Raw genomic sequence first — 10,894 nt, 5'->3', positions numbered from 1 at the left:
AGGGCCTGCCGGCGGTGCGTACCCGGGCTGGGCCGGCGGCGCATAGCCCGGCTGCGCGGGCGGAGCGTATCCCTGCGGCGCACCGTAGCCAGGCTGCGGGGCTGCAGCGGCCGGCTGGACGGGCACGCCGTTCCAGACCGTCCGGTCGCCGAGGAAGCCGTTCGAAGCCCACGATGCCGGCTGGATGTTCGGGTTCCAGCGAGACTTGTCGAACGCGTTGATACCGAGCCACACGATGCTCAGGAACACGTAGAGGACGACCCAGACGGCGTCCTTCTGAAGCTTGAGGCCGATGCGCCAGGCCGCGATCGCGGAGAAGACTCCGAGAGCGAGCGAGAACGCGTAGCCGATGCCGATCCAGCTGAGCAGCGCGGCACCAGCGATTCCGTAGAGGACGAGCCACGGGCTCAGGTCACCGAGCTTGAAGAAGATCATCGCGTTGTAGACGGGCACCCACGCACGCCACTTGCCCTCGACACCTGCTTTGTCGAAGATCTTCATCAAGAAGAGAGAGCCCAGCACGTACCCGGCAAGACCGATGATGACGCTGAAGATGACGATGCCGAAAACTACGGCGAGGTATCCCGAGTCGTAATAGGAGTCCATGATCCCCTCCGGATCTGAATGTACGGACGCGATTGACGCCGCGACACCACACTAGCGGTGCGCGCGATCCCCGGGCAACGAGGTCTGCGGAAGCGCGTCAGCGCCCGAAAGCGCCCGCTACTCCGCGACGACGAGTTCGATGGTGCCCCGATGATCGGTGTCGCGGAGCGTGATCCCCCGCGACTGCGCCCACGTGCGGAAGCCACGAAGAGAGGAGCTTCGGGGCCGATCCTCGGCGAGGGCGCGGACGAGCAGCCCCTTCGACTTCTTGTTGAAGTGGTTCAATGCCCTGCCGTGCTCGGTCACGACCCGCACGTACGCCGACGGCACGCTGTCCGGAACCGGCCCCAGAGCGACATACGCCTCGCTGCGAAGATCGAGCACGAACGACGGAGCGGTATCCACGAACGCCGCAGAGGTCGCATCGGCCCAATGGCGCCGCAGCGCGGGAAGTCCGGGGAGCGAGGTTCCCGCAGCGAGACGATAGGTCGGTATCGGATCGAGGGCGCCGACCGGACCGAACGGTGCGCTGTGGATCCAGACATGGTCGCCCAACCACCGGCGGGACGCCGTCGGGAGAGACGGGGCGTCGAGCGCGTCGAACAGGACGCCCGTGTACCGGTCGACGGCGGGCATCGTCGGTGCCGTCCGCAGTCGCCGGTTGTGGGCGACATCACCGGCCTGACGCTCACTCAGCTTCAGCACACGCCGCGACTCCTGCTCGTCGGCTGCGAGATCGACGAGCGCATCCAGCACGGCGGCGCGGTGCGGGGCCAGACCGGGCAGGGCCAACGAGGGCAGGTCGAGCGGGACGTCGACGCCCCCCTCTCGCTTCGTCTCGGACGGAGGGAGCAGGATCTTCATGAAACCTCGGTGGATGCAGACGCGTCCGCCTCGGGACCCGAGCGGGTACCGAGGCGGACGCGTCGAAAGGAGAAAGCTAGGCGATGAGAGCCGCGTTGCCGGCCACGATCGTCAGGGTGTCGCCCTCCATCGAGAGAAAGCCGTCCTGCGCGTTGGCCAGCACCTTGGTGCCATCCGACTGCGTGATGCGAACCTGCCCCTCGGCGAGGATGGCCAGCACCGGCTCGTGGCCGCTCATGAAGCCGATCTCACCCTCGACGGTCTTGGCGACCACGAGGCTCGCCTCTCCCGTCCAGACCTCCGCATCCGCGGAGACGAGGCTGACATGCAGCGCCATGGTCAGCCGTTCTCCTTCTGGATCTTCGCCCACTGCTCTTCGACGTCGGAGATACCACCGACGTTGAAGAAGGCCTGCTCGGCGACGTGGTCGAAGTCACCACGGGTGATCGCATCGAACGACTCGATGGTCTCCTTGAGCGGGACGGTCGAACCCTCGACACCCGTGAACTTCTTGGCCATGTAGGTGTTCTGCGAGAGGAACTGCTGGATACGACGTGCGCGCGACACGACGATCTTGTCTTCCTCGGAGAGCTCGTCGACACCGAGGATCGCGATGATCTCCTGCAGCTCCTTGTTCTTCTGGAGGATCTGCTTGACGGTCGTCGCGACGCGGTAGTGGTCCTCGCCCAAGTAGCGGGGGTCCATGATGCGCGACGTCGAGGTCAGCGGGTCGATGGCGGGGTACAGACCCTTCGAGGCGATCTCACGAGACAGCTCGGTGGTGGCGTCGAGGTGGGCGAAGGTGGTCGCCGGAGCCGGGTCGGTGTAGTCATCGGCCGGCACGTAGATCGCCTGCAGCGAGGTGATCGAGTGACCACGCGTCGAGGTGATGCGCTCCTGGAGCACACCCATCTCATCGGCGAGGTTCGGCTGGTAACCCACGGCCGAGGGCATGCGGCCCAGCAGCGTCGAGACCTCGGAACCGGCCTGCGTGAAGCGGAAGATGTTGTCGATGAAGAGCAGCACGTCCTGCTTCTGCACGTCACGGAAGTACTCCGCCATCGTCAGAGCCGACAGCGCGACGCGCAGACGCGTCCCCGGCGGCTCGTCCATCTGGCCGAAGACGAGGGCGGTCTTGTCGAAGACGCCCGCCTCCTCCATCTCGTGGATCAGGTCGTTACCCTCACGGGTACGCTCACCGACACCGGCGAACACCGACACACCACCGTGGTCCTGGGCGACGCGCTGGATCATCTCCTGGATGAGCACGGTCTTGCCGACACCGGCACCACCGAACAGGCCGATCTTTCCACCGAGCACATACGGCGTGAGGAGGTCGATCGACTTGATGCCGGTCTCGAACATCTGAGTCTTGGACTCGAGCTGGTCGAAGTTCGGAGCCTTGCGGTGGATGGGCCAGCGCTCGGTGACCTCGAAGGTCTCGCCGGGCTCGAGGTTCAGCACCTCGCCGATGACGTTGAAGACCTTGCCCTTGGTCACGTCACCGACGGGAACCGAGATGGCCTCACCGGTGTCGCGAACCTCCTGACCGCGGACGATACCGTCGGTCGGGTTCAGGGCGATGGCGCGGACGAGGTCGTCGCCGAGGTGCTGAGCGACCTCGAGCGTGATCTCGGTGGACTCTTCGCCCATCTCGATCGTCGTCTTCAGGGCGTTGTAGATGTCGGGGATCGAGTCGTGCGGGAACTCGATGTCGACAACCGGACCGTTGACGCGTGCGACGCGCCCGACGACCGCGGTCGCCGGCTGGTCAGCCGGAGCGGTGAGGGTCATTTTCGTCTCTTTCCTGATGGTCTATTTGCTCGAGAGGGCGTCGGCGCCGCCGACGATCTCCGCGATCTGCTGCGTGATCTCCGCCTGGCGCGCATTGTTGCGCAGACGGGTGTAGTCGGTGATGAGCTTGTCGGCGTTGTCGCTGGCCGACTTCATCGCCTTCTGCGTCGCTGCCTGCTTCGCGGCGGACGACTGGAGAAGTGCGTTGAAGACGCGGCTCTGGATGTACACCGGCAGGATGGCGTCGAGGACGGTCTCGGCATCCGGCTCGAACTCGTACAGCGGGTAAACGGTGTTGCCCGCCTCCGACTCATCGGCTTCCGTGATCTCCAGCGGGAGCAGACGCACGGACTCCGGCGACTGCGTCATCATGCTGACGAAACGGTTGTACACGAGGTGGATCTCGTCGACGCCGCCGTCCTGTCCCCCGCGGGCGAAGGCTTCGAGCAGCGAGGCGGAGATCTCCTCGGCGGTGTGGAACGACGGGGTGTCGGTGTCACCGGTCCACTCCGCAGCGGCCGCGAGGCGACGGAACTGGAAGTATCCGACCGCCTTGCGTCCGATGAGGTAGAAGACCGGCTCCTTGCCCTGCTCGCGCAGGAGCTCCGCGACCTCGAGACCCTCACGGAGGATCTGCGAGTTGAAGGCTCCGGCGAGACCGCGGTCCGAGGAGAAGATCACGACCGCGGAGCGGGTGATGTTCTCGGACTCGCGGGTCAGCGGGTGATCCACGTTCGAGTGCGTCGCGACGGCCGATACGGCCCTCGTCACGGCTCGCGCGAAGGGGGTGGACGCCTTGACGCGTGCCATCGCCTTCTGGATGCGCGAAGCCGCGATGAGTTCCATCGCCTTCGTGATCTTCTTGGTCGTCTGAGCAGAAGAGATCTTCTGCTTGTAGACCCTGAGTTGAGCGCCCATATGTCAGTACCTCACGCGATTACGCGCGACGACCCTTGACGATCTTCTCCTGGTTGACGTCCTCAGCCTCAGCCGCAGCGTACTCCTCGTGACCGGGGGCGCCGATGGCGTGGCCCTTGCCACCCTGGAATTCCAGGACGAAGGCATCCGTCTGCTTCTCGAGCTCGGCGACCGTGGCGTCATCGAGGACGTTCGTGTCGCGCAGAGTGTCGAGGACCTTGGTGTTGCGACGCAGGTAATCCAGGAGTTCGCGTTCGAAGCGCAGGACGTCTTCGACCTCGATCGTGTCGAGCTTGCCGTTGGTACCGGCCCAGATCGAGACGACCTGCTCTTCGACGGGGTACGGCGAGTACTGCGGCTGCTTGAGCAGCTCGGTCAGACGCGCACCGCGGGAGAGCTGACGACGCGAAGCCGCGTCGAGGTCGGACGCGAACATCGCGAACGCCTCGAGGGAGCGGTACTGCGCGAGCTCCAGCTTCAACGTTCCCGAAACCTTCTTGATCGACTTGACCTGCGCGTCACCACCGACTCGCGAGACCGAGATACCCACGTCGACCGCCGGACGCTGGTTGGCGTTGAAGAGGTCGGACTGGAGGAAGATCTGGCCGTCCGTGATGGAGATCACGTTGGTGGGGATGTACGCGGAGACGTCGTTCGCCTTGGTCTCGATGATCGGGAGACCCGTCATGGAACCGGCACCGAGCTCGTCGGAGAGCTTCGCGCAACGCTCGAGCAGACGGGAGTGCAGGTAGAACACGTCACCGGGGTATGCCTCGCGGCCCGGCGGGCGGCGGAGGAGGAGGGAGACGGCTCGGTAGGCCTCGGCCTGCTTGGACAGGTCATCGAAGATGATCAGCACGTGCTTGCCGCCGTACATCCAGTGCTGGCCGATGGCCGAACCGGTGTAGGGCGCGAGGTACTTGAAGCCCGCGGGGTCGGAAGCCGGAGCGGCCACGATCGTGGTGTACTCCAGCGCGCCGGCCTCTTCGAGCGCGCCCTTCACCGAAGCGATGGTCGAACCCTTCTGGCCGATGGCGACGTAGATGCAGCGAACCTGCTTGCTGACGTCGCCCGACTCCCAGTTGGCCTTCTGGTTGATGATCGTGTCGATCGCGATCGCCGTCTTGCCGGTCTGGCGGTCGCCGATGATGAGCTGACGCTGACCACGGCCGACGGGGATCATCGCGTCGATGGCCTTGATGCCGGTCTGCATCGGCTCGTGCACCGACTTGCGCTGCATGACGCCCGGGGCCTGGAGCTCGAGGGCGCGGACGCCCTCGGTCTCGATGGCGCCGAGGCCGTCGATCGGGTTGCCGAGCGGGTCGACCACACGACCCAGGTAGCCGTCGCCGACCGGAACCGAGAGGACCTCGCCGGTGCGGGTGACTTCCTGTCCGGCTTCGACACCGGTGAACTCGCCGAGGACGACGACACCGATCTCGTGCTCGTTGAGGCTCTGCGCGAGGCCCTTGGTGCCGTCCGCGAAGATGACGAGCTCGTTCGCCATGACGCCGGGCAGTCCCTCGACGTGCGCGATGCCGTCTGCGGCGTCGATGACGGTGCCGACCTCGGTCGCCCCGGCCCCGGAGGGCTCGTATGCGGCGGCGAAGTCCTTCAGCGCGTCACGGATGACGTCGGGGCTGATCGATAGTTCTGCCATTGTCTTCCCTTTGTATCTGGGTGCGCGGTTCCCCGCGCGAAGTCGTGTTAGCCCGCGAGCTTCTGGCGAAGGTCGGCGAGTCGTGCGGAGATGCTGCCGTCGATGACGTCATCGGCGATCTGCACACGCAGACCTCCGACGACGGCAGGGACGATGACGACGTTGAGCGAGACCTGACCGTCATAGCGACGCGAGAGCGAGTCGCTGAGACGGGTGCGCTGCGCGTCGCTGAGAGGTGCCGCGGTGTGCACCGTGGCGACCACGCGACCGCGCTGACTCGAGACGATGCTCATCGCCCGGTTCAGCAGTCGCCGGATCCGGCGTCCGCGCGGCTCGCGCACGAACGAGGTGATGATCAGCGTCGAGGCGGCGCTCGTGGAGCCCTCGGCCAGGAGGCGCTCGATGAGCGCGCTCTTGGCATCTTCTCCGCCGACGCGGCTGCCCAGAGCGAGCTCGAGCTCAGGGTTGGCGGCGATCACCCGGGAGAAGCCGAACAGCTCCCCCTCGATGTCGACGCCCGGCTCCGCGATCGCTGCCGCGCGGATCGCGAGCTCCTCGATACCGTCGACGAGCTCACCCGCGTTCGACCAGCGCTCAGCGACGACGGTCTTCAGAACGTCCTGAGCACCTGCGGAGAACCCGCCGAACACCGCGGTGACGACGTTCTGTCGTGCCACGGCGGGAGCGGAAGGGTCAGCAAGCGCGCCGCTCAGCTGGGACGACTCGCTCACGGCACGCGCGGCAGCCAGCAGCTCCCGTGCGGTGTCGAGAGAGAGGTCCTTCGCTGCGGCAAGCGTCTTGATGGATGCCGCGAGTGCCTGAGTGGTCGCGCTGCCCATTACTGAGCCGCCTTCTCGGATGACTCGAGCTCGGCGAGGAAGCGGTCGACGACGGCCGTCGCACGTGCATCGTCGGAGAGCGTCTCACCGACCACGCCACCGGCGAGGTCGATGGCGAGCGTTCCGACCTCGCTGCGGAGCGAGACGAGAGCGGTCTGCCGCTCGGCCTCGATCTGCGTGTGCGCGGTGGCGGTGATGCGAGCGGCCTCGGAAGCCGCAGCTTCCTTCGCCTCGGCGACGATCTTCTTGCCGTCCTCACGGGCGGCCTCACGGATCTCGCCGGCCTCGGTGCGCGCCTCAGCGAGCTGACGCGTGTACTCCTCGAGCGCAGCTTCAGCCTGCTTCTGAGCCTCGTCGGCCTTCGCGATGTTTCCCTCGATCGCGGCGGACCGCTTGTCGAGCATCGCCGTCAGACGCGGAAGCGCGAACTTCCAGACGACGAAGAGGATGACGATGAACCAGAGGCCCGACCAGATGATGTCGTACCACGCAGGGATGAGAGGGTTGTTCGGCTCACCCTCTGCTGCGAGGTTCGTGACAAGAGCGTTCAGCATCCTGTCTCCTTCAGAAGTCGGTGAGGATTACGGGAAGGGGATGAATGCGACGGCGATGCCGACGAACGCAAGCGCCTCGGTGAAGGCGATACCGATCCACATGAGGACCTGGAGACGACCGGCCAGCTCGGGCTGACGGGCGACACCCTCGATGGTCTTGCCGACGACGATGCCGACGCCGATGGCCGGGCCGATGGCTGCGAGGCCGTAGCCGACCGCTCCGAGGTGACCGTTGATTTCAGCGAGAACCGTAGTAGCGTCCACGGGTTTTTCCTTTCGTTGGGTGGGAAGGCTGATGCCTGCCCGCTCAGTGCTCTTCTGCGACCGCGAGCTGGATGTAGACCGCGGTGAGGACGGTGAAGACGTATGCCTGGAGGACGGCGACCAGAATCTCGAAGAGAGTGAAGGCGCCGCCGAAGGCGAGGGTTCCGACACCGAGCGCGGCCCAGCCGCCGCCTGCGGTGAAGAAGAAGAACTGGGTCGCGGAGAACGCGAGGACCAGGATCATGTGCCCCACGACGAGGTTCATGAGAAGACGCAGGGTCAGCGTGACGGGGCGGAGGATGAACGTCGAGATGAGTTCGATGACCGCGACGATCGGCATGGCGGCGACCGGCACACCCTGCGGGAACAGGGAGTTCTTGAAGAACTTGAAGCCGTGGCGCTTGATGCCGGCGTAGATGAAGGTCACATAGCTGACCACCGCGAGCGTGAGCGGAACCGCGATGATCGCGGTGCCCGGCATGTTCAGGAACGGGATGATTCCCGTGATGTTCATGAACAGCACCATGAAGAAGATCGTGGTGAGGATCGGCAGGAACCGATCGCCGTCCTTGCGCCCGAGCATGTCGTGGGCGACGTTGGTGCGGACGAAGCCGAGCCCCATCTCCACCAGGCTCTGGAAGCGTCCGGGGACGACCTTCATGCGGCGGGTTCCGAGCCAGAGGATCAGCACCACGGCGATCACCGCGAGCAACTGGACCAGGTGGATCCGGTTCACGGGGACGGGGCCGACGTGGAAGAGGATCTCCGGGAAGAAATCGTCGATCGAAGGGCCGTGGAACTCACCGTCGGAGGCAAGTCGGGGGGTCAGGGTCGCAGCAAGATTAAACAGCGCGGGCTCCAGCTTCGGGGCACCGGTCTAAACCGGGGCGACGATGGTCGGTGTGCTACACAGCGCAAGCGCTCGCGGGCGAGCGGCGGGCACGGTTCAACAGTATCAGAATCTGAGGGGACCCTAAGACCGTGGGGCCTCGTCGACGGGCCCTTCTCCGATGTCGTTGGCCCTTCCGGGGGCACGGTCCTCCGGCACCTCCGTCGGAAGCGATATGTCGCTTACGTTCGGCAACCGCATGCGGGTGAGGACGATGACGTCGATCGCGAGCGACATCAGCACGCCGGCGACGATCGAGAGGAAGAACACCATCGGGTGCAGCCACGGCTGCCCCGCGAGAAGGATCATCGCCACCACGAACAGACCCAGCTTCAGCAGCCACCCCCCGAGGACGATGGCGAAGAAGAGCTGCACGTAGATCGGATCGCCGTACCAGCGGTTGGCGATGAGGATGCTGATCCCGGTGATGGCCAGGAAGAGTGCGGCGAGCAACACGCCCAACAGTCCGCTGACCAGCCCCTCCCCCTGGGCCACGAGGTAGCCGACGCCACCGGCGATGATCGCGAGCACGGCCGTGGCCACGCCCGATGCGATGAGTGTGCGCCGGAGGATCGGCGTGCTGGAAACGGGGCTCGGGCTCATCAGGACTCCACGGGTGTCGGGTCGGTTTCGGCGGCCGCGGGGTTCTTCCTGCGGCGGGTGGGGCTCAGGGTGACGACGAGGCAGGCGGCGATGCCCACGATGCCGAAGCCGACGCCCGGGAGGTACTGTCCCGGCCAGTCCTCCCGCGCACCGACGTACATCAGGAGGACGGCGATCGAGATGACGGCCGTCCACGCGTAGAAGATGAGGACCGCGTCGCGGTCACGGTGCCCGAGGTCGAGCATCCGGTGATGCAGATGCTTGCGATCGGGCGAGAACGGCGAACGCCCCGCACTCATGCGACGGAGCACCGCGAGCCCGAAATCGAGCAGCGGCAGCAGGACGACGAGCAGGGGCAGCAGGATCGGCAGGAAGGCACCGACGAGCTGCGAACGTCCGAGACGCTCGGGGTCCAAGGCGGACGGGTCCATCTGCCCGGTGATGGCGATCGCCGAGGTCGCCATCAGCAGCCCGATCACCAGAGCACCGGAGTCGCCCATGAAGAGCTTCGCCGGGCTCCAGTTCAGCGGGAGGAAGCCCAGGCAGGCACCGATCAGCACGGCGGCGAGGAAGGTCGACAGGTTGAAGTAGCTGGAGGCGCCGGAGTCACGCGTGAAGATGTACGAGTAGGCGAAGAAGACACCGTTGGAGATGAGGCACACGCCCGCGACGAGGCCGTCGAGCCCATCGATGAAGTTCACCGCGTTCATGACGATGACGATCGCGAACATCGTGATCGTGATGCTCAGCCAGCTCGAGACCACGATGAGATCGCCGAAGGGCAGGGACAGGATCTGCAGCCCCCCGCCGACCGTGATGAGGCCGGCGGCCAGGAACTGCGCACCGAGCTTGATCATCCAGTCGATGTCCCAGAGGTCGTCCACGACCCCGATGATCGCGATCAGCAGCGAAGCGCCGAGGATCGACCACATCGTCTGCGGCGGGATCCAGATGCTCTGGAAGAACGGGTTGATGGCGGAGAACCCGAAAGCGGCCGCGATGCCGAGGAAGATCGCCACACCGCCGAGTCGCGGCGTGGGCGTGGTGTGCACATCACGCTCACGGATGCCGGGATACAGCTTGAAGCGAAGGCTCAGTCGCCAGACCGCCCAGGTCAGCGCGAAGGTGATCGCTGCCGTGAGGATGACCGTGGCGAGATACTGCTTCACGAATCCGCGTCCTGCTGCTCCTCCGCGTGCTCGTGCCCCTCGTGCTGCTCCTCCGGCTCGAGGAGGTCGCCCAGCACGTCGTGCAGCTGTTCACGCGTCACCGCACCGTCGCGGAGGATGCGCACCGTTCCGGCATCTGCATCCCCACCCCGGCGCACAAGGGAGGTGGCATCGACGATCGTGGAGGCGATGCCGTCCTTGCTCAGTCCATCGGCGAGGTACACGGCGACACTGTCACCCAGCATCTTCTCCGCATCGAGCGCCGAGATCGCCGCCGCCCGTCCGGTGAGGTTCGCGCTGGACACCGCGAGCGGTCCGGTCTCGGCCAGGAGCTCCAACGCCACGCGGCCTTCCGGCATGCGGACGGCGACGGTCCCCTGGGTCTCGCCGAGGTCCCACACCAGCGAGGGCTGTGCGGGGAGCACGATCGTGAGCCCACCGGGCCAGAACGCCTCCACCAGCCGCTCGACCGGTTCCGGCACGGACTCGGCGAGGGCGGCGAGCGTCTCCTTCGTGCCGATGAGAACGGGCGGCGGCTGATCGCGACCCCTCCCCTTCGCATCGAGGAGCCGCTGCACGGCGGCCGGCGAGAAGGCGTCGGCAGCGACGCCGTAGACGGTATCGGTGGGCATCACGATGAGGTCGCCACGGCCGATCGCCTGGCGCGCATGGCGCATGCCGGCGAGCAGCTGCGATTCGTCGCGGCAGTCGAAGATGGTGGACATGACGGTTCG

General features: G+C 66.0%; 13 protein-coding genes. All 13 read right to left on the bottom strand.

Translation table 11 applies throughout. The features are described from left to right. The coding region (locus tag L978_RS03890) for a DUF3824 domain-containing protein (RefSeq protein WP_052193307.1) at positions 1-606 on the bottom strand (606 nt) is incomplete at its 3' end. 117 nt (positions 607-723) lie between these two features. Further along, positions 724-1,470 (bottom strand): YaaA family protein, encoded by a 747-nt coding sequence (locus tag L978_RS03885; protein ID WP_047520480.1) that lies wholly within the window; start codon positions 1,468-1,470, stop codon positions 724-726. A gap of 76 nt (positions 1,471-1,546) precedes the next feature. After that, positions 1,547-1,807: a F0F1 ATP synthase subunit epsilon gene (locus L978_RS03880; RefSeq protein WP_046748245.1), complete on the bottom strand. Its 261-nt coding sequence runs from the start codon at positions 1,805-1,807 to the stop codon at positions 1,547-1,549. Positions 1,808-1,809: 2 nt separating this feature from the next. Then, positions 1,810-3,264 (bottom strand): F0F1 ATP synthase subunit beta, encoded by a 1,455-nt coding sequence (gene atpD / locus L978_RS03875; RefSeq protein ID WP_047520474.1) that lies wholly within the window; start codon positions 3,262-3,264, stop codon positions 1,810-1,812. A 21-nt stretch (positions 3,265-3,285) separates the two neighbouring features. Beyond that, the gene (locus L978_RS03870) at positions 3,286-4,182 is read right to left on the bottom strand and encodes a F0F1 ATP synthase subunit gamma (RefSeq protein ID WP_047520473.1); all 897 of its coding nucleotides are present in this window, start codon (positions 4,180-4,182) and stop codon (positions 3,286-3,288) included. A 19-nt stretch (positions 4,183-4,201) separates the two neighbouring features. Beyond that, the gene (atpA, locus tag L978_RS03865; RefSeq protein WP_047520471.1) at positions 4,202-5,842 is read right to left on the bottom strand and encodes a F0F1 ATP synthase subunit alpha; all 1,641 of its coding nucleotides are present in this window, start codon (positions 5,840-5,842) and stop codon (positions 4,202-4,204) included. Positions 5,843-5,889: 47 nt separating this feature from the next. Further along, positions 5,890-6,681 carry a F0F1 ATP synthase subunit delta gene (locus L978_RS03860; RefSeq protein ID WP_047520469.1) on the bottom strand — a complete coding sequence of 264 codons (792 nt, stop codon included), beginning with the start codon at positions 6,679-6,681 and terminating at the stop codon, positions 5,890-5,892. Further along, positions 6,681-7,235 (bottom strand): F0F1 ATP synthase subunit B, encoded by a 555-nt coding sequence (locus L978_RS03855; protein WP_047520467.1) that lies wholly within the window; start codon positions 7,233-7,235, stop codon positions 6,681-6,683. The genes L978_RS03860 and L978_RS03855 overlap by 1 nt, the downstream gene beginning before the upstream one ends. Positions 7,236-7,262: 27 nt before the next feature. Further along, positions 7,263-7,499, bottom strand: a complete 237-nt coding sequence (gene atpE, locus L978_RS03850; protein WP_017830994.1) for an ATP synthase F0 subunit C — start codon at positions 7,497-7,499, stop codon at positions 7,263-7,265. A gap of 43 nt (positions 7,500-7,542) precedes the next feature. After that, entirely contained in the window at positions 7,543-8,235 is a 693-nt protein-coding gene (gene atpB / locus L978_RS03845) for a F0F1 ATP synthase subunit A (RefSeq protein WP_227991600.1), read from the bottom strand. A gap of 237 nt (positions 8,236-8,472) precedes the next feature. Then, entirely contained in the window at positions 8,473-8,991 is a 519-nt protein-coding gene (locus L978_RS03840; protein ID WP_047520463.1) for a hypothetical protein, read from the bottom strand. Beyond that, a complete protein-coding gene (locus L978_RS03835) occupies positions 8,991-10,160 on the bottom strand; it encodes an MraY family glycosyltransferase (protein WP_047520461.1) in 1,170 nt (389 codons plus the stop codon). Before L978_RS03835 ends, L978_RS03840 begins: the two co-directional genes overlap by 1 nt. Next, complete coding sequence (locus tag L978_RS03830) at positions 10,157-10,885, bottom strand: L-threonylcarbamoyladenylate synthase (protein ID WP_047520460.1); 729 nt, start codon at positions 10,883-10,885, stop codon at positions 10,157-10,159. Before L978_RS03830 ends, L978_RS03835 begins: the two co-directional genes overlap by 4 nt. Positions 10,886-10,894: the final 9 nt, after the last annotated feature.

Origin of the sequence: Microbacterium sp. ZOR0019, from assembly GCF_000800925.1 — a bacterium.
Lineage (GTDB): Bacteria > Actinomycetota > Actinomycetes > Actinomycetales > Microbacteriaceae > Microbacterium > Microbacterium aurugineum.
Note: the sequence above shows the minus strand (reverse complement) of the source record. Positions and strands in the feature narration are given on the sequence as shown.